Source organism: Yersinia intermedia, assembly GCF_900635455.1.
Lineage (GTDB): Bacteria > Pseudomonadota > Gammaproteobacteria > Enterobacterales > Enterobacteriaceae > Yersinia > Yersinia intermedia.
In genome coordinates, this window is record NZ_LR134116.1 from 3997605 (window position 1) to 4017751 (window position 20147).

Here is a 20147-nt window from a genome sequence, read left to right on the forward strand (position 1 = left end):
TTTGATGAATACTTTACGATTACTACAGGTTATTTGACCCAAAAGTGGTGCGCGTCAATCCTGCGTGTATCTATAAAGATAGAGCATCACAGAATAAATACAGTCAGAATCGCCCTAAAACCGGATTTTTATGATTAAGTAGGAGTTATCCTAAGGAGAAAATAGTGAGGAGAATTAATGAATCGGGGTACTGGGTACCCCGATAGAATGCGGCTTGGCGGGTGATTAATGTTCGCGGGTTTTACGGAAATTCACTTCCGGGTAACGCTCTTGCGTAATATTAAGATTAACCATAGTTGGGGCGATATAGCTCAAGTTATCACCACCATCGAGTGCCAGGTTAACCTCATTTTTACGTTTAAACTCTTCAAACTTCTTCACGTCATCACACTCCACCCAACGGGCGGTAGAGACGTTGACGGATTCATACACCGCTTCCACGTTGTATTCACTTTTCAGTCGTGAAGAAACCACTTCAAACTGTAGAACACCAACTGCGCCGACAATCAAATCGTTGTTGGTTAACGGACGGAACACTTGCACCGCCCCCTCTTCTGACAACTGAACCAACCCTTTCAGCAACTGCTTCTGTTTCAATGGATCACGCAGGCGAATACGACGGAACAATTCAGGGGCAAAGTTCGGAATACCGGTGAACTTCATATCCTCACCCTGGGTGAAGGTATCACCAATTTGAATGGTACCGTGGTTATGCAAGCCAATGATATCGCCAGCAAACGCTTCTTCTACATGCGAACGGTCACCGGCCATAAAGGTCAGTGCATCAGAAATCACCACGTCTTTCTTGGTACGCACCTGACGCAGTTTCATCCCTTTTTCAAAGCGGCCAGAAACTACACGCATAAAGGCAACACGGTCACGGTGTTTCGGGTCCATATTTGCCTGAATTTTGAAAACAAAACCAGTAAATTTGGGTTCAGCAGCAACCACTTCACGGGTATCTGTTTTACGTGGCATCGGGGCCGGAGCCCATTCAACCAAGCCATCCAACATATGATCGACGCCGAAGTTACCCAAAGCGGTACCGAAGAACACCGGCGTTAAGTCACCAGACAGGAAAGCATCATGCTCGAACTCATGAGAAGCCCCCTGTACCAGTTCCAACTCCTGACGGAACTGCTTAGCCAAGTCTTCACCAACTGCTGCATCCAAGTCTGGGTTATTTAGCCCTTTGACGATGCGCACTTCCTGAATAGTGTGGCCTTTACCCGTCTGATAGAGATACGTTTCATCTTTATAAAGGTGGTAAACCCCTTTAAACAACTTACCGCAGCCAATCGGCCAGGTGATGGGTGAACAAGCAATTTTCAGCTCACGTTCCACTTCATCCAACACTTCCATCGGATCACGGATATCGCGGTCCAATTTATTCATAAAGGTCAGAATCGGCGTATCACGCAGACGGGTCACTTCCATCAGCTTACGGGTCCGATCTTCAACCCCTTTTGCCGCATCAATCACCATCAGACAGCAGTCCACGGCAGTCAGAGTACGGTAAGTATCTTCGGAGAAGTCTTCATGGCCTGGGGTATCGAGCAAATTGACCAGACAACCGCCATAGGGAAACTGCATCACCGAGGTGGTGATGGAGATCCCACGTTGCTTTTCCATTTCCATCCAGTCAGATTTGGCATGATGGCTTGAGCCACGGCCTTTTACCGTACCGGCGGTCTGAATTGCGTGTCCGAACAACAACACTTTTTCGGTAATGGTGGTTTTACCGGCATCGGGGTGGGAAATGATCGCGAAAGTACGTCTTTTCGCGACTTCCAGTGCGTATTCACTTGGAGACATAGTTTGAGATTTCTACTTTTAGGCCGCCCTGCTCTGGGCCTCATATCTTATTGATATGCGGGTCAGGCAAAGCGAGGCATTGATTGTGGCGCCATACCCCTGCTTATGTGAAATTGCAGCACGGTTGGCGGCAATTCCTACGTCGGGTATAAGTGGCTATAGCGCGGTATTTTCTCTGATTTATGCGAGATAGACAATTTATTCAAGACAAACAGTCGTTATTCAAGACAAACAATCGTTATTCAAGACAAACCGTCATTATTCACAACTGACAATCGGCAAAACGGTGCTATCCCATCGGCAGCGCCATCATAATGGCATCTTCACGCCCATCGGCACTCGGGTAATAGTTACGCCGCACAGAAACCTCGTTAAAGCCTAAACTCTCATAGAGGGCGATAGCCCGAGCGTTTGAAGCTCGCACCTCAAGCCAAAGAGTGACGATATCACGTGTTTCCAACTGTTCAATCAGATGTTCAAGCAGTAAACGCCCATAACCCTGACGCTGATACTGTGGATCGATGGCGATATTAAACAGCGTCGCTTCATCCAACACTATTTGGGTAATGGCAAAACCGACCATTTGTTGACTGACACTCAACTTAAAATTGAGATAGCGATCCCCTTGGTTGCTGACCAGGGTTTTTTCCGTCCACGGGAAAGCGTGGCTGGCTTGCTCAATGTTGTACGCTGCGGCCAGATCGGCTGGCGTCAGGATAGAAATCTGCTTCATGGTGACAAATCTGCTGCCAAAGTGCGCGCTTAGCGCTCGCGTCTTGATAAAGTCCGGCCAGTGCCGGGCTGTGTAACTGCGCGCCAACAACCGCAAGCGGTTCACTGATGCCCAATCGCCAACTGTTGCACTGCGTATCTTCTGGCAACATCGCTACCTTTTCCGGCGTCAGCGCATAAGCCTGACGCGGCGTGAGACCCAAGCTGTGCAACACATCGCACAACAGTGGATCATCATATTCTGGAAGCTGGTGTGCCACAATCAGCAGGCGGGTATCTGCGGGTAAGCGCACTGCGATTTCACCCTGCAAGACAGCCGGGCGGCGCAATGTCCACTGCGTAATGCCTAGCTGTTGTAACAGCAAGTCTCGTCTTGATGCCATGCCATTTCCTGTCAGAGCGACCCGTATTTCGACGCTATGCTAGCAAACCCATCGAACATGTGCCAACAAACCTCTATAATCCCCAATCATATTAATAAGGAGCCAAAGACTGATGTCAGCATTAACCCCAGCCAGTGAAGTGATACTGCGCCATAGTGATGAATTTATAGCCCGCCATGTGTTGTTTGCCGGTGATTTACAAGATGCGCTGCCAGCGCAGTTTGATGCAGCCGGGGTACGGGTTCATACCAATCAATATCACCACTGGCAATTACTGAGCAATACGCTGGAAGATAATGTGCAATTCGGTCTTTTGGCCACTGCCGACATGGTGGCTAACTGCGATACGCTGGTTTATTACTGGCCAAAAAGCAAACAGGAAGCCCTGTTCCAACTGGCTAACCTGCTTTCGTTATTGCCTGTCGGCACTGATATTTTTGTGGTGGGTGAAAACCGCAGTGGCGTGCGCAGCGCAGAAGAAATGTTATCTGAATTTGCGCAACTGACCAAAATCGACAGCGCCCGCCGTTGCGGCCTGTACCATGGCCGATTGGATAAGCAGCCGGAATTTGATGCTGATGCCTGGTGGGAAAGTTACCAGGTGGGCGATGTGACAGTCAAAACATTGCCTGGCGTATTCAGCCGTGACTCGCTGGACTCCGGCAGCCATCTGTTACTGTCTACTTTCAGTGAGCCATTTAAAGGCAATGTGCTGGATGTCGGCTGTGGCGCAGGTGTGCTGGCCTCAGTACTGGCGCAGCAATCACCTAAAATCAAATGGACCCTGAGTGATGTCTCTGCGGCCGCTATTGAGGCCAGCCGAGCGACATTAGCGGCGAATAACATCGACGCACAAGTGATCGCCAGTAACGTCTATTCCGACATTAAAGGCCGCTTCGAGATGATTATTTCGAACCCACCGTTCCATGATGGCATTCAAACCAGCCTGACTGCGGCAGAATTGTTGATCCGTGGCGCAACCGCTCACCTGCATGTCGGCGGTAAATTGCGGATAGTGGCGAACTCCTTCCTGCCTTACCCTGCACTGCTGGATGCGGCATTTGGCAGCCATGAAGTGCTGGCCCAGAATGGCCGTTTTAAGGTGTATCAGGCAACTGTCGGGCGTGCGCCACGAGACGCTAAGAAAAAACGTTAAAACTAGGCGTTAAGATGAGCCATTCCCTCCACGCCGTAGCGTTCACCCGCTGCGGCATGGAACGGGAATACCGCATCCAGCGCCGCCAGCTCTTGCGGGCTGAGTGCCAGATCGAGTGCTGCCAGATTCTCTTCCAGATAAGCACGCCGTTTGGTTCCTGGGATCGGAACAATATATTGCCCCTGCGCCAATACCCATGCCAACGCCAGTTGGGCGGGTTTAACCCCTTTCTCACGCGCCATTTCCACTACCGCATCGGCCAATACCAAATTCATGGCAAAATTATCCCCTTGGAAACGCGGGTTATGACGGCGGAAATCATCAGCAGCCAGATCTTCCGGGCGACGTAACGCTCCAGTCAGGAAACCACGCCCCAGAGGGCTATAAGCCACAAACCCCACGCCTAGCCGTTCGCAGGTCGCCAATACAGAGGATTCCACATCTCGTGTCCAAAGTGAGTATTCACTCTGCACTGCGGTAATGGGATGTACCTGATGGGCCTTCTCTAATGTTGTCGCTGAGACTTCACTCAAACCGATATAACGAATTTTACCGGCGGTAACCAAATCAGCCAACGTGCCAATCACATCCTCAACCGGCACACTCGGATCACCACGGTGCTGGTAATAAAGGTCAATGACATCAACACCCAACCGCTTTAGGCTACCGTCAACAGACTGACGAATATAATCAGGCTGGCTACTGACGCCGCGCACCGTCGGATCTGCCGGGTCACGAACAATACCGAATTTAGTGGCCAGAAAAACCTGATCACGTTTGCCTTTAATGGCACGCCCAACCAACTCCTCATTGGTAAACGGGCCATACATGTCGGCGGTATCGAGCAAAGTCACCCCCAATTCCAGCGCGCGATGTAACGTCGCAATGGATTCATTTACATCCTGATTGGTGGAGTAAAAGTCACTCATCCCCATGCAGCCAAGCCCCAGCGCTGAGACGAGTGGACCATTCGAACCTAATTGACGTTGTTGCATTGTGATATTCCCCATTAGTGATGTCGGAAGAAAGTGTGGTTGTTTAGCGAGGAAAGATAAATAATGCAGATTGCTCATTACTGTTCAAAAAACACCAACAATGGCGGGATGCAATCATGGACCAAATACAAGCTATGCGGATATTTGTCCGTATTGTTGAATTGGGCAGTTTCAGTCGCGCGGCGGAGAAACTGCAATTGCCACGCGCAACGGTCAGCCATACCTTAAAACGGTTGGAGCAGCGCTTAGGTGTGCGTTTATTGGTGCGCACCACCCGGCAAGTCAATATCACGGCTGAAGGCACACTGTATTACCAGCGCTGCTTGCAATTATTGTCAGCGTTTGAAGAGGCTGATTCGCTATTCAGCCATCAGCGGTTACAACCCGAGGGGAAAGTACGCATTGATATGCCCCATTCGCTGGCCCGCAATGTGGTTATCCCCGCGCTGAATGACTTTTATCAGCGTTATCCCCATATCACACTGATGCTCGGTGCGAATGACAGCACCATTGACCTGATGCGTGAAGGTGTAGACTGTGTTTTGCGCGCATGGCTACCCCATGATGAGCAATTAGCGTCGCGAAATATTGGTCTACAACCACAGATAACCTGCGCATCTCCGGCATATCTGGCAAAACAGGGTGTCCCGCAGTCCCTTGACGATCTGGCTGGCCATCAAGCTGTGGGCTATTTCTCACAAATAAATAGCCGTGATTACCCGCTAGAATTTGTTTATCAGAGCAAGGTTGAAAACCGTACCTTACCTGGCATCTTGAGTGTCAGTGGTGCCGATGCTTATATCGCAGCCGGTGTCGCAGGCTTAGGATTAATTCAGGCTCCCACGTCAGGTATTCAGAGCCAATTAGCACAAGGGGAACTGATAGAGGTACTGCCCCACTGCCCACCGCCGGCTATGCCACTGTTTATCATGTTCCCTGCGGGCCGTTTTCTCGCCCCCAGGGTCAGGGTGCTAATTGACTGGCTTATTGAGCTGTTTTCTCATTATCCACAGCCATCATCCCATCTACCCAATAGGCGCTAAAAACTAAAAATGCTTCTGTAATCAAATCAATTATTCAACATATGATGCTTTTTACAGCAAACGTCCCGCTTAGGGGAAATAAGTATTGACCTGAACGTGAAAATCTCTAGAATTCGCCTCCGTAGTTGCTTTATAAAAGTCATGTTCCGGTACGCGATGGTGGCGGAATTGGTAGACGCGCTAGCTTCAGGTGTTAGTGTTCTTACGGACGTGAGGGTTCAAGTCCCTCCCTTCGCACCAAACAGTCTTTTGTAAGTAATCTATTTTGTGAGTAGGTCATTTTGGTAAAGTAAGTAGCAGTAAAGATTTATATTGCACAGCACATGCGATGGTGGCGGAATTGGTAGACGCGCTAGCTTCAGGTGTTAGTGTTCTTACGGACGTGAGGGTTCAAGTCCCTCCCTTCGCACCAAGCTGGTGATATAAATCCTAAGTTTTACTTTTTCAAGATATACCCAAAATAACTCAAGTTGCAGGAAAGCGGCAAACGCACATGCAGTTTGAAGTATAGCGGGGATAAGCAGTAAGAAATCATTTGGGCGATGGTGGCGGAATTGGTAGACGCGCTAGCTTCAGGTGTTAGTGTTCTTACGGACGTGAGGGTTCAAGTCCCTCCCTTCGCACCACAATGATTTCAAAAAACGCAGTAATACCTTTCTTCTGGTCTGGCAATTTCTCTTCCTGAAATACACGCAAATACCTCTACTTATTACCAAAATTCAGTCCGCTCGATTGGGTTCAATGTTGGGTTTTAGGTAAATCAATGTATCCCGCTATGCATTAATACCGCAGTCAGGCCGCTCAACAGCGCCAGGCAGGATGGCAGCAATAAAAAATGCCGCAACCGTGCGTGATACAGCATACTAACCGTGACCAGCATGGCGAGCACAATCAGGATACGTAACTGGCCGACGGTGATATCAGCCCATCCCAAAACCGGTAGTAAAGCAAAAGGCAGCAATATCCCCCAGCCACTAGACATAGCACGGCTCAATAACCCACTGATCCCATACCAACGATAAGCGGCTAATCTGGTTGTAATCATAGCAACGGCCTCAAGTGATAATGATAACCAATATCATATATCACTCTACCACAGTCTGCACTATGAAGTTGTTGGCAGCAGACAAGCAACAACAAGGTAAGAAACATCATGATGACAGGCTGAAACAAAAATGGTAATTTTGGTTAAGAAAATTCCTAAAATGATGTTAAAAAGCTTCAAATAAAAATAATTACCAAGAAAAACTATTTATCGTGATGCCTAAATAATAGGGCCTTATGAGGATATTGTTTATTTGTCTACTGACAGCACGACATTATGCAGAGTGAATTGAATATGAATAGCCATTCCTACGATCAGCTTCTGAAAAGTAAGCATCGGCTCTCTTTACTGCTTTTTCTATTTCTCAATGCGTCGTCATCTATTTTTAGTATGATATTACCGTCGCCTGAAACACCAGCGGTGACATTACCGATAGTGCTAATCACGGTTATCAGCCTGAGTGCCGCAGCTTATCTGATTTTTATTTCGAAGAATTATGCCGATAAACTGAATTTATTTTCAATAATCATGGGTATGCTTTGGGCCTGGCAAATCATTCTTAAATACGAATACTTGGGTACTAATGAAAATAACTACTTATTGCTTAGCCTGTTTACGATTTTCTTTATCAGCACCATAGCTCTGTCTGATAATTTCCTCGCATTTTGTTTGCACACCGCCCCATCTGCCTTAACCGTTATTTTACTGGATGATTTTCAAAATATTTTCCGTATTTTATTCACTATCATGCTGCCACTGATTGGTTTCTCTTTACATCATTTGATGCTGCGCCGTAGCGATGACTTTACCCGAAAACTTGTCGCACGCCTGTATAATGAAAGGGAAAAATTCAGTGATTTAAGCATGATAGATCCCTTAACCAGTTTGTATAATCGCCGGGGTCTGGAGAATAAACTTGAAACACTGCTGGCTCAGTCCCCTGGCAATCATTACGTACTGTTACTCGATATCGACCATTTTAAAGCTTATAACGATAACTATGGTCACACCATGGGGGATCAAGCGCTGGTTCGCGTTGCCGCCGCTATTCGTGATGCAGTTCGTTCACGGGATATCGTGGTGCGCTACGGCGGTGAAGAGTTCTTAGTGCTCTTGACTCATGTCAGTGAAGAATATGCCAGCCAATTGGCTGAGCGCGTACGCCAACGGGTTTTAGGGCTTGATATTCCACATGTTTTTAACCATAAAGTTTCCACAACTGTGACACTGAGTGCAGGTATTTCGCCTCTTCAAGCCTATGATCTGGCCTCCTCACTCAAAGCCGCAGATGAAGCACTTTACCGAGCCAAAAAAAATGGCCGTAATAAAGTTGCCTTTGCCGGAGAAAAATTATCAAACGTTGAATCATCACCCTAATTAAATCACGCAGTACAGACTCAATTATTATTTTTTTACCATAATGGTTGAGTTTAATACTGCGGTATTATATTTCACTTTAATTATGTTATTAAACCTTATCATTGCATCTCAATAAAATAAATCACTGGCTCATCTACTGACAAATAACATCCATTTAAGTGAATCATCCTCCCGCACAGTTGAACATAATCCGCGTTTAAGACCATAAACTGCTCTATTTCCCCCATTAAAAAGCCAATCCCTTACTCTACCGATACTCCCTAGAGAAACCCTGAATAATATTCAGATACCGCAATGCAAATACAATAATGATTATCATTTATATAAAGCAGGGTTATACCGGAAAGCGCCTTGCGACGGAGGATAAAAATCGACTGACAATGCAGCCTGGCACTGTTTTTTTGGCTACAACAGATTATTTTGTTGCTTTGCTAAACCGATTCTTCTACTTTTAGCAGCAACCAGAATTGAAGAAAAAAAGGGTTTATCATGGAAAATACCATTTGGGTTTTAGGTGATGCTGCAATTGATTTAGTTCCTGAAAATTCAAATAGTTATCTTAAATGCCCAGGGGGTGCACCTGCCAATGTGGCGGTCGGTATCGCCAGATTGGGCGGTAAAAGTGCCTTTATTGGCCGAGTTGGGCAAGACAGTTTTGGTCGTTTTATGCAGCAGGTATTACAGCAAGAAAACGTTGATACCCACGCGATGACGCAAGATCCGCTGCACCATACCTCTACGGTGGTGGTGGATTTAGATGAACATGGCGAACGCACTTTTACATTTATGGTGACACCGAGTGCTGATCTATTCTTGCAACCAGATGATTTACCTGAATTTAAAAATAATCAGTGGCTGCATCTGTGCTCTATTGCCTTAAGCCAAGAGCCGAGCCGCAGTACCGCCTTTGAGGCGATGCGCCGTATTAAAGCCGACGGCGGTTGGGTCAGTTTTGACCCCAATATCCGTGCCGATATCTGGCGTGAGCCACAAGCGTTACTCCCCTGTCTGCAACAGGCGCTGATGTTAGCCGATGTGGTGAAACTGTCGTTGGAAGAACTGAATTTTATCTGCCCGGATCAGGATGTTGCCAGCGCAATGGAACAGGTGATGGCCGACTATTGCTGCAAATTGCTGTTGGTGACACTAGGAGCCGATGGCGTTTGGGTGCATAACCGCCATCGCCTGCAAAAATACCCAAGCCGAAAAATCACTCCAGTAGATACAACCGGCGCGGGTGATGCCTTTGTCGCTGGGTTGCTGGCGGCATTGGCACGGCTACCGGACTGGCACTTAGGTGCTGATCTCACCGCCGCCATCGATCAGGCGCAAGCCTGTGGTGCTTTGGCCACCAGCGCTAAAGGGGCGATGACTGCGTTACCTAATGCTCAACAGTTGCTGCATTTTCTTCAACGCAGTCACTCATTGTATAAACGACTCTCTGTATAAATCCGTCAGGATGTCGCCTTTGGCAGGCATCCATCTCCCCTCTTACCTGCCGTTCTTGTTGCTAAATACCCAGCCTATTTCCTCGTATCTAACATTGTATTTCTAGTTCTATCCTGCCGCCCATAGCCTTATTCCACTCGTAAAATCGTGCAATTTGCAGCCTGGATCACAATAGCTGAATCGGGTTAGCAAAATATTTTGCTAATCCCAGAGGTTCCCCCTTATGTTAGCCATGAAAAACCGGTTTAGCTGTTTAGCATAAATACAATTAATCACATACCGAGTGATATAAAATGATGATAAAACCAAGCTATCTTGCTGTATCAATAGGACTTATCCTTTCCTGCGCAGCGACCACCACCTTTGCAGCCTCTTCTTCTTCAAGCATGGATATAGAAGCCCGCCTCAATGCTATGGAGCAGCGATTGCAACAAGCGGAACAACGGGCAAAAAATGCAGAAACACGCGCCGAAATTGCCGAAAAACAAGCACAAAAACTGGAAGCCAGAACACTTCAGGCAGAAGAAAAGACCGTTCAGGTGGCTAAGCGCACCGATAAACTGGAAAGTAAAACACAGGATGGCAACGGCTTTGAATTTCATGGTTATGCCCGTTCCGGCCTGCTAATGAACGACTCTGGCACCGGCACCCAAGGTGGCCCGTATGTTACGCCAGCGGGCAGTACCGGAGGGGCAGTTGGCCGCTTGGGTAATGAGCCAGACACTTATGTTGAAGTCAATTTGGAGAAAAAGCAGAAGCTGGATAACGGTGCCACCACCCGCTATAAAGTGATGCTGGCTGATGGTCAGCGCAGCTATAACGACTGGACAGCCGACAGCAGTGACCTCAATGTGCGCCAGGCATTTGTCGAACTGGGTACCCTGCCAACCTTTAACGGTATTTTTAAAGACAGCACATTGTGGGCAGGTAAACGTTTCGATCGCGATAACTTTGATATTCACTGGCTGGATTCCGACGTGGTATTCCTTGCCGGTACTGGTGGCGGTATCTATGACATCAAATGGACCGATAACCTGAAGAGTAACTTCTCGTTATATGGCCGTAATTATGGTGAGATCGAGAATGTTAATAGCGATATCCAAAGCTATATTTTCACTACCAATAACTATAGCGGCCCCTTCCAGTGGATGGTGAGCGGGTTGCGGGCCAAAGATAACGAAGCGCGCCAAAATAGCGGTGAAACCGTCAATACCCATGCTGCTGACAAAGGTATTCACAGCATGTTGGCCTATCACGGTGACAGCTTCTATGGGCTACGTGATGGTACGTCAAAAACCGCACTGCTGTACGGCCATGGTTTAGGGGCTGAAGTAAAATCCATCGGTTCCGATGGCAATTTAACCAGCAGCGCAGATACCTGGCGTTTGGCGACTTACGGCACCACCGCATTAAGTAAAAACTGGAGTCTGGCTCCAGCAATATTGGCGCAACAAAGTAAGGATCGTTATGTCTTGGGCGATAGCTATAAGTGGATAACATTCAACACCCGCCTGATTCAGGAAATCACCGAGAATTTTGCATTAGCTTATGAAGGTAGTTATCAGTACATGAATCTGGATCCGCAGGGCTATAAGGATTATCACAAAGTCAGTGGCGGTTTCTATAAATTGACCTTCGCCCCAACCTTTAAAGCAGGTGATATCAGCAACTTCTTCAGCCGGCCGGAAATTCGGGTGTTCGCCACCTATATGGATTGGAGCCAAGATCTGGATAACTACGCCAAGGATGATTCCTTCGGTAAAGATGGTTTTGCTGCCGGTGGACAATGGAACTTTGGTATCCAAATGGAAACCTGGTTCTGACTATTGCGCACAGCAGTAATCACGAAGAATACCACCTGCAGCCGTGACGATCCTCGGCATGCAGGAATAAAAATAAATTTGCGAGGGATATCATGAATATCAACGAGACCGTAACGGCTCTGCTCCCATTGCTTGGTGGTAAAGAGAATATCGTCAGTGCTGCACACTGCGCCACTCGCCTGCGCTTGGTTCTGGCAGATGATTCTTTAGTGCAAAAATCAGCGGTAGAGAAACTCGATGGCGTTAAGGGCTGCTTCAGCAATGCCGGGCAGTTACAGGTGATTTTCGGTACCGGGCTGGTCAATAAAGTTTATGCCGAATTTATCAAGGTAGCGGGTGTAAACGAAGCCAGTAAATCTGAAGCTGCCGCTGTGGCTGCGCGTAAACTCAATCCGTTCCAGCGCATTGCCCGCCTGCTATCCAATATTTTTGTCCCGATCATTCCGGCGATTGTGGCGTCCGGCCTGTTAATGGGCTTGCTCGGCATGGTAAAAACCTATGGCTGGGCCGATGCCGACAGCGCGCTGTTTATTATGCTGGATATGTTCAGCTCCGCTGCTTTTATCATTCTGCCTATTTTAATTGGTTTCACCGCAGCCAAAGAGTTTGGCGGCAACCCGTATCTGGGAGCAACTCTGGGCGGCATTTTGACGCATCCAGCGCTAACCAATGCCTGGGGGGTTGCAGGCGGTTTCCATACCATGAATTTCTTCGGTATGGAGGTAGCGATGATTGGCTATCAGGGCACGGTATTCCCAGTGCTGCTGGCTGTGTGGTTTATGAGTATGCTGGAAAAGCGCCTGCGCAAAGTGATACCTGATGCGCTGGACCTGATCCTCACCCCCTTTTTAACGGTGATCATTACTGGTTTTGTCGCGCTGTTATTTATCGGCCCTGCCGGGCGAGTATTGGGTGATGGGATCTCGCTGGTACTTAGCACACTGATAACCCATGCAGGCTGGCTGGCCGGGTTACTGTTCGGCGGGCTTTATTCCGTGATAGTGATAACCGGTATTCATCATAGCTTCCACGCCATCGAGGCTGGGCTATTGGGTAATCCGAATATCGGGGTCAATTTCTTGTTACCTATCTGGTCAATGGCAAACGTGGCGCAAGGCGGAGCCTGCCTGGCGGTCTACTTTAAGACCCGCGATGCTAAAATTAAAGCCATCGCCATCCCATCGGCATTTTCTGCCATGCTGGGTATTACCGAAGCGGCAATTTTCGGGATTAATCTGCGCTTTATCAAACCCTTCCTTGCTGCACTGGCCGGCGGCGCATTAGGGGGAGCCTGGGTAGTCGCGAATCATGTCAATATGACCGCTGTAGGTTTAACCGGCATCCCAGGCATCGCTATCGTACAAGGCAATTCAATTGTTAATTATCTGATTGGATTGGTCATTGCATTTGGTGCTGCATTTATTATCTCTCTACTACTTAAGTACAAAACGGACAGCGAATAATGCAAGAAGTCAGTTTGCTAAAACAACTTACGCTGGCAGTGATGCGTGGTCAAATCCGCGCATCGCGTGACACTCATCGGCCGGGCTGGCACCTGGCCCCCAGTGTCGGGCTGCTGAATGATCCCAACGGGTTTATTTATCATGCTGGCTATTACCATTTGTTCTATCAATGGAACCCGTTGGATTGCCGCCACGGCAGTAAATACTGGGGTCATTGGCGTAGTGCCGATCTGATTCATTGGGAACATCAGCCTGTCGCATTGGTGCCCAGTGAAGAATATGAAAGCCACGGCTGCTACTCAGGTTCTGCCGTCATTGCTGATGACCGAATCACTCTAATTTATACCGGTAATGTGAAATATCCTGATGGCTCGCGTACCGCATTCCAATGTCTGGCACAGGAGAATGAACGGGGGGAATATGACAAATTAGGGCCAGTACTCCCATTACCTGCGGGTTATACCGGCCATGTTCGCGACCCGAAAGTCTGGCAGCACGACGGTCAGTGGTACATGGTATTAGGGGCGCAGGATAAGCAATTGCAAGGGAAAGTACTGTTATTACGCTCCAATGATTTACGTGAATGGCACCCTCTGGGTGAAATTGCCGGTTCCGGCCTGGGCGGATTAGGGCCGTTTGGCTACATGTGGGAATGCCCTGACATGTTCAGGTTAGCGGATCAGGACATGCTGATTTTCTGCCCTCAGGGCATCGCTGCCGAAGCAGAGCGTTACCGTAACACCTTCCAGGCGGGTTATTTACTGGGCCAATTAGATTATACCAAGGCAGCATTCGACCATCAGGCGTTCCACGAACTGGATGCCGGTTTCGAATTCTACGCGCCACAAACCACGCTGGCCGCAGATGGCCGGCGCTTGTTATTCGCCTGGATGGGGATCCCGGATGAAGATGAGTTATATCAACCCACGGTAGCCTATGGTTGGATCCATACCATGACCTGCCCGCGAGAACTGAGTCTGATTGACGGCAAAGTCATTCAACGACCCGCGCGTGAATTGCAGGTATTGCGCCGTGAGCATCGCCAGTGGCAAGGCCGTGCTCAAGAAGCACCGGCACTCTCCATCCGCAGTGCGGAAATGATAGTCGACGTCAGTGCGCCATTTATCCTCGGGTTAGGCGATGAAATGATGCTGGTATGGGACGGTGAACGCATCACACTAAGCCGCCGGAATTTGCGTACCGGGCTGCAAGAGTTCCGTTATTGGCGCGGTCAATTGCAGCAGTTACAACTGCTCTGCGATAGTTGCAGCATAGAGATCTTTATCAATCAGGGGGAGGCGGTAATGACCACATGCTACTTCCCAACTGAAGACCCTATAGCAATCTTTAACGGAAATGCTGAACTGCGTCTGCAACACTGGTTGTTGTCTTCGCCCATGTTAGAATGAAGTATCTTTCAAGGCGACAGATTCACTCAGTGAAAAACAATAACCTGTGAAAAATCATAAACGAATCACCATTAACGATATTGCCAAACTGGCTGGGGTGTCGAAATCGACCACCAGTTTGGTGCTCAATGGGCGCAGCAAGGAGTATCGTGTTTCCGATGAAACGCGGGATCGTATTGTTGCTTTGGCTAACGAGCATAACTATCAACCGAGCTTCCATGCCCGCTCGCTACGCTCAACCCGCAGCCACACCATAGGATTGGTGGTTCCGGAGATGACCAACCACGGTTTTGCCCTGATTTCACGTGAGCTAGAGATGCTGTGTCGCGAAGCCGGATTACAGCTACTGATTGCTTGCACCGATGAAAACCCCGGTCAGGAAATGATGGCGGTCAATAGCCTGGTACAACGTCAGGTCGATGGCCTGATTGTCGCATCCAGCCAGCTCAATGACAGTGAATATCAAAAGATCAATGCCTGCCTACCGGTGGTGCAGATGGACCGATTAATTGGTGAATCAGAGTTGCCGCTGGTTATCACTGACTCCGTGGCCTCCACCACCCTATTGGTTGAAAACGTTGCCCGCCAACATCCTGATGAGTTTTATTTTCTTGGTGGTCAGCCACGCATCTCACCTACCCGTGATCGGCTAGCCGGTTTCCAGCAAGGTCTGCAACAGGCAGGGGTGACGTGCCGCCCAGAATGGATACTAAATGGCCATTACCTGCCCAGTTCCGGTTATGAAATGATAGCTCAACTCTGTGCACAATTAGGCCGCCCACCAAAAGCGGTGTTTACTGCCGCCTGCGGGCTGTTGGAAGGTGTACTGCGCTATCTCAATCAGCATCAATTAATGGACAGCAATATTCATTTATGCAGTTTTGACGATCATTATCTGTTTGATTGCCTACCGTTGAAAATAGATACCATTGCACAAGATTGCCAAGGGCTGGCACGCCATAGCTTTGAGATGATCACCAGCTTAATTGCCGAATCGCCACTGGCGCAAAATCAACTGATTCTGCCAGGGCAGATCCATTGGCGGCATCCAGGTTCTAAGGCATTCAATGAGCAACACTGATCCAGTGACCACGCCAGCATTGGCAGAGTCCTGGCGGCGTTGCCAAAAATTGATGCAAGCCCACCAATGGCGAGTACCTCATCGGGCCGTGGGTGCAACTTTTCAATCAATTTGCCAGCGCAAAAATGACTTACTGGTATTAGGTCAAGCCGCATTGGAAGATGCGTACGAATATATGGAATCACGCCCCTGTGTGCTGCTGATTCTGGATGAAAGTGGCTGTACCCTCTGGCAATGCGGGCATCCGCAAACCATTAGTCAGCTACAGGAATTGGGGATCGGTTGCGGCAGTTATTGGGCGGAAGGGCTAATGGGCACCAATGCACCGGCGCTGGCAATTGCTGAAGGTAACCCGATACAAGTCAGTGGCCAACAGCACTTTAAGCAAGCGCTGCACCCGTGGCGTTTTTGCGCCACTCCGGTGTATGATAACAGTGGCCGCCAACGGGCGGTGATTGTTTTAGGTAGCCTGCTCAGCGAACAGGCGGCAAGTGACTTGCCTCTGACATTAGCTATCGCCCGCGAAATTGGCAATTATCTCCACGCAGATAGCTTATTGGCAGAAACTAACCGCCATCTGAATGAACTCAATGCCCTACTCGATGGCGTGGACGATGGTGTCATGGCATGGGACCAACGCGGTTGTCTGCTGTATCTCAACCGCCGCGCTGCCGCTATTTTGCAGTTAGATGAAACCAGTAGCCTCGGCAAACCGGTCACAGATTTACTGACCTTACCTTCCTTACTGACCCATGCCATTTTACATCGTAATCCTCTCAGCCACGTTGAGGTGACGTTTGAGAGCCAGCAGCAATTTATTTCCGCCCTCTTAACCCTCAAACCCATTCCTGATGGTAATCGCTGCGGCTTTATTGCATTACTTCATCCACAAGAATTACTGCGGCAAATGGTACACAACCAATTAGGGCGGGCAAATTGTACTTTTGAGGATATGCCGGTTGCTTCACTAGAAATGCGCCGCCTGGTGCGTTATGGCAAGCAGGCCGCTAAAGGCCGGCATCCAATTTTACTGCACGGGGAAGAAGGGGTCGGTAAACAGCAGTTGGGGCAAGCAATCCATAATGCCAGTAATCGAGCCGATGGCCCTTACATCGTCTTAAATTGTCAGGCATTGCCGCAGAATTTTATGGCGCGCGAATTTCTTGGCAGTGATGCCAGTGAAGGGGAATCCGGCCAACCCAGCAAGTTTGAGCTGGCTAATGGCGGTACCTTATATCTGGAACAAGTTGAATATCTGTCACCAGAAATGCAATCAGCTTTACTGCAAATCGTCAAAACTGGCATGGTCATGCGGGTCAACTCCAATCGGGTGATCCCCGTCGATGTGCGGATTATTACTGCCACCGGAGCAGACCTACCCTTACTGGTAAAACAAGGGCGTTTTCGTCGCCAGCTATTTTATACCCTGCAATCTTTCGAATTACATATTCCGCCGCTGCGCCAGCGCCAGCAAGATATCCCACTACTGGTGCAGCATACGCTGGCAAGTATTGGGCAACATTTCCACTGCCAATATCAGCCTGATGAAAGTGTGATCCGTCAGTTATGCCAATACCCATGGCCAGGTAATGATCAGGAACTAAAAAGCGTAGTGGAGCGTGCCGCGATGGCCTGCCGCCATAACCGAATTAATCTCAATGATTTGCCAGAGCATCTATTGGGGGAGAGGCTACTGCTCGAACCGGATATGCCGCAACCTCAGCCCGTATTATCGCTACAAGAATTAGAAAGGCAGGCCATTATTCGTGCTGCACTGGTCTGCCAAGGTCAGCTCAATGAAATGGCGGCCTTATTAGGGATAGGCCGCACAACTTTATGGCGAAAGGTAAAACTTCATCGGCTGGATATCAGCCAATTTAAGGGTGGCGAGTCACTGCCAGTGTAATCTCAATGCACCGCCCAGTCGGGGAAAATCATCGGTAAAGTGAATGCTTTTAGCTGCTCAGCAGACAATTGACGACGCTGTGCATTAATCTCTGCGCCCGGCCCCTGACTGTTTGCCTCAAAGAAACGCGAATCTTGCGGATAGAACCAGATTTTCTCACCTTGCTTATCTTTACCGGACATTTTGTCCCAACCGTAAATGTGATCGTCCATCGTCGTATTTATAAATACGGCCTGACCAATAGCTGCAGGATCAGCATAACGGCCGTCGTCAAAAGTTGTGGTTGGATGCCACGGGCGCCCTAAAGCGAAACTTTTGGCTGGAACCCCCGGCTCTTTGGTCAAACGACTATTGAGAAAAATCAAACCATAGGGTGATGTGCTTAATGTACTGGGGGCAGTAATATAGCCATAGGGCGGCTCAATATCACTACGGTCACGGGCAACAATATTGCATCGGTCGAATACTGTAATACCCGAACCAAAAATAAAATCGACATGACCACTGATTTCACAATCAGTGAAATAGCTACGGCTGCCTGTCTTGCTGTACAGCGTATCCTGATAGCCTTCGAGTTTTACTTTCTTAAAGCGCGCCCTATCACTGTTTTCAGCCAATAATAATGCCACGGCTTGAGTATCTTTTAACTTCGTCGGATCACTGTCAGCTTTCTTTTTATTGGCAGGGAAATCAAAATCGTTACGAATAGTAAGCTCTTCAGCCGTAAAATTTGCCGCATTAACCAGCACGGTACTACTGCCCGAGGTTCCCCATTTCTCCCCTTGCGGATTAAGCATGCCGGCCGCAGTATTGGCACTGATCACCGTACCATCACGGTTTTCCCCTTTTAATGTGACATTATTACGATTGACCTCCAGCCGTTCAGTATAAACGCCCGTTCTAAGGAAAATAACGAATGCTGAATTATCCGCTGGCGCTGATTGTAACGCAGCATTAATCGAGGAAAACTCATTACCCTGTGGAGCAGTAGAAACCACAGCATTATACCGAGCAGCACTGGCTTGGCCCAATACAGTAATAGACATCAATCCTAACAATAGCGTTTTACCCAAAAAATTAATTGGCATTACATGATCCTTGGTTATTAGCCCGCGCCAGATTAAAATAACTTTAGGTTATTATCGTTTAAGAAAAGCAACTATAGCAGTGTAAAAAAGGCATGATACACAAAAATGGAACATTGTTCTATTTGTGCAGATCACATTTTTTGACATTTATAGCTAAATCGTAAAAATAGCCATATGGGTATTTAAAATACAGGTAATGTATAACTCATCAAGTAGTTATAACATTAACCTCCCTATTTAATACATTCGAGTTACTGTTTTATAAAAAGCAACAGCAAACCAGGCCAATACCTATCTATAATTAATTATTTGCTAAATATATATAGTGATAGATATTTATAAAAACTTGCCGGAAAGTGATCTTTGATATATAAAAAAGAAAGAAGTAATAAAAAATAGTAAGTCATCAATAAAAACACCTCTATTAATATACGTAATTTTATATGATTTGTTTTTATCAATATAATTCATCAATAACAAACCAACTTATTAGGATGTTGACATAATGGGGATTAAATATAAAATAATTCATTTTAATATCAATGATCTTGGGATAGATATAAACTCAGTTAAAAACGCATTATCATTTAAATCATTAGCATGGGATACTAATGATATTAAAATATCTCAATTGAAATTCTTGGCAAGAAAATTTTATAACGATAAAACTGTCATCTTTCAGGAGGCACAGCGTTATCTCGATGATAGAACCCTACCACCCAATATTAAAAAACTCATATTGCTGCTATCTGAAGAAGATAGGCAAACTTTTTACGCCTATAAACCATTTCGAAAAAGAAGTATTAGCCGATTCATTGTTAAATCCATCAACAATCAATGGGAAGTCAGTAATATTGAAAGCCCTGAATCAACTAACTTCACTCAGCATCCTGACTCCCCCTCAGATTTAAGGAAATTAAAACGTCGATTTCCGCCTATGGACCTGGCAACAAGTCATTCATTTATATTAAAAAAACTCATAATACGTTTTGTAGAAATGCTGTGCGAATGTGAACATGAGCGGAAAATAAAAAAAGTTGAAGTAACCTGTCATCAGATGTCTTTGATTATTGATAATACAATTAATTCGGTCTGTAATTCACCTGAGGGATTACATCAAGATGGAAGTGACTATATTGTATCCGCACTGGTTATTGATAAATACAACATCGACGGTGGAACGAGTAAACTCTATTGTACCGAAAGAGAAGAATTTATTAAATCACATACACTTAATTGTGGTGAGGGATTATTTCACATTGATAGAAATTCAACCATTTGGCACAAAGTAACTCCGATAAAATTAAAAGAGCCATCAATAAAAATAGGCTACCGTAACATATTAGGATTTGACTTTAATTATATACAATAACAATCTA

General features: G+C 47.3%; 16 protein-coding genes and 3 tRNA genes. 13 read left to right on the forward strand and 6 right to left on the reverse strand.

All coding sequences use genetic code 11. The features are described from left to right. Window positions 1–225 precede the first annotated feature (225 nt). The 3 genes from prfC to EL015_RS21795 all read right to left on the reverse strand — a co-directional run bounded on the left by prfC (window position 226) and on the right by EL015_RS21795 (window position 2930). A complete protein-coding gene (gene prfC, locus EL015_RS18275; RefSeq protein ID WP_005191790.1) occupies window positions 226–1815 on the reverse strand; it encodes a peptide chain release factor 3 in 1590 nt (529 codons plus the stop codon). A gap of 289 nt (window positions 1816–2104) precedes the next feature. Beyond that, complete coding sequence (gene rimI / locus EL015_RS18280; RefSeq protein ID WP_032907784.1) at window positions 2105–2548, reverse strand: ribosomal protein S18-alanine N-acetyltransferase; 444 nt, start codon at window positions 2546–2548, stop codon at window positions 2105–2107. Further along, complete coding sequence (locus tag EL015_RS21795; RefSeq protein WP_032907783.1) at window positions 2493–2930, reverse strand: DNA polymerase III subunit psi; 438 nt, start codon at window positions 2928–2930, stop codon at window positions 2493–2495. The genes rimI and EL015_RS21795 overlap by 56 nt, the downstream gene beginning before the upstream one ends. Window positions 2931–3042: 112 nt before the next feature. Between EL015_RS21795 and rsmC the strand changes: the two genes are divergently transcribed. Continuing rightward, on the forward strand, window positions 3043–4086 hold the full coding sequence (gene rsmC, locus EL015_RS18290) for a 16S rRNA (guanine(1207)-N(2))-methyltransferase RsmC (protein ID WP_005191770.1): 1044 nt from the start codon (window positions 3043–3045) through the stop codon (window positions 4084–4086). Window positions 4087–4088: 2 nt separating this feature from the next. Here the strand turns inward: rsmC and EL015_RS18295 are convergent, their stop codons facing one another. Then, on the reverse strand, window positions 4089–5081 hold the full coding sequence (locus tag EL015_RS18295) for an aldo/keto reductase (RefSeq protein ID WP_005191768.1): 993 nt from the start codon (window positions 5079–5081) through the stop codon (window positions 4089–4091). A gap of 116 nt (window positions 5082–5197) precedes the next feature. On the opposite strand from EL015_RS18295, the gene EL015_RS18300 reads away from it, so the two are divergent. The 4 genes from EL015_RS18300 (at window position 5198) to EL015_RS18315 (ending at window position 6750) form a co-directional block, all read left to right on the forward strand. Continuing rightward, window positions 5198–6124, forward strand: coding sequence for a LysR family transcriptional regulator (locus EL015_RS18300; RefSeq protein WP_005191765.1), 927 nt, complete (start codon window positions 5198–5200; stop codon window positions 6122–6124). A gap of 153 nt (window positions 6125–6277) precedes the next feature. Then, a tRNA-Leu gene (locus EL015_RS18305) sits at window positions 6278–6364 on the forward strand. An 85-nt stretch (window positions 6365–6449) separates the two neighbouring features. Next, window positions 6450–6536: transfer RNA gene (locus EL015_RS18310), tRNA-Leu, on the forward strand. 127 nt (window positions 6537–6663) lie between these two features. After that, window positions 6664–6750, forward strand: a tRNA-Leu gene (locus EL015_RS18315). A gap of 134 nt (window positions 6751–6884) precedes the next feature. Here EL015_RS18315 and EL015_RS18320 read toward each other — a convergent pair. Beyond that, complete coding sequence (locus EL015_RS18320) at window positions 6885–7169, reverse strand: DUF1435 domain-containing protein (RefSeq protein WP_005189820.1); 285 nt, start codon at window positions 7167–7169, stop codon at window positions 6885–6887. A 276-nt stretch (window positions 7170–7445) separates the two neighbouring features. Here EL015_RS18320 and EL015_RS18325 point away from each other — a divergent pair, with 276 nt between their 5' ends. The 7 genes from EL015_RS18325 (at window position 7446) to dhaR (ending at window position 17680) form a co-directional block, all read left to right on the forward strand. Continuing rightward, the gene (locus tag EL015_RS18325) at window positions 7446–8546 is read left to right on the forward strand and encodes a GGDEF domain-containing protein (RefSeq protein WP_005189815.1); all 1101 of its coding nucleotides are present in this window, start codon (window positions 7446–7448) and stop codon (window positions 8544–8546) included. Window positions 8547–9038: 492 nt separating this feature from the next. Continuing rightward, window positions 9039–9998, forward strand: a complete 960-nt coding sequence (locus EL015_RS18330; RefSeq protein ID WP_005189813.1) for an aminoimidazole riboside kinase — start codon at window positions 9039–9041, stop codon at window positions 9996–9998. A 293-nt stretch (window positions 9999–10291) separates the two neighbouring features. Then, window positions 10292–11821, forward strand: coding sequence for a carbohydrate porin (locus tag EL015_RS18335; protein WP_005189810.1), 1530 nt, complete (start codon window positions 10292–10294; stop codon window positions 11819–11821). A gap of 92 nt (window positions 11822–11913) precedes the next feature. Next, window positions 11914–13284 (forward strand): sucrose-specific PTS transporter subunit IIBC, encoded by a 1371-nt coding sequence (locus tag EL015_RS18340; protein WP_032907263.1) that lies wholly within the window; start codon window positions 11914–11916, stop codon window positions 13282–13284. After that, on the forward strand, window positions 13284–14693 hold the full coding sequence (locus tag EL015_RS18345) for a glycoside hydrolase family 32 protein (RefSeq protein WP_005189806.1): 1410 nt from the start codon (window positions 13284–13286) through the stop codon (window positions 14691–14693). Before EL015_RS18340 ends, EL015_RS18345 begins: the two co-directional genes overlap by 1 nt. Window positions 14694–14739: 46 nt before the next feature. Then, the gene (locus tag EL015_RS18350) at window positions 14740–15774 is read left to right on the forward strand and encodes a LacI family DNA-binding transcriptional regulator (protein WP_005189803.1); all 1035 of its coding nucleotides are present in this window, start codon (window positions 14740–14742) and stop codon (window positions 15772–15774) included. After that, entirely contained in the window at window positions 15761–17680 is a 1920-nt protein-coding gene (dhaR, locus tag EL015_RS18355; protein ID WP_032907261.1) for a dihydroxyacetone kinase operon transcriptional regulator DhaR, read from the forward strand. The genes EL015_RS18350 and dhaR overlap by 14 nt, the downstream gene beginning before the upstream one ends. 2 nt (window positions 17681–17682) lie before the next feature. Here the strand turns inward: dhaR and EL015_RS18360 are convergent, their stop codons facing one another. Next, window positions 17683–18768, reverse strand: coding sequence for a pectinesterase family protein (locus EL015_RS18360; protein WP_005189781.1), 1086 nt, complete (start codon window positions 18766–18768; stop codon window positions 17683–17685). 505 nt (window positions 18769–19273) lie between these two features. Between EL015_RS18360 and EL015_RS18365 the strand changes: the two genes are divergently transcribed. Beyond that, entirely contained in the window at window positions 19274–20140 is an 867-nt protein-coding gene (locus tag EL015_RS18365) for a 2OG-Fe dioxygenase family protein (RefSeq protein ID WP_005189774.1), read from the forward strand. Window positions 20141–20147 lie beyond the last annotated feature (7 nt).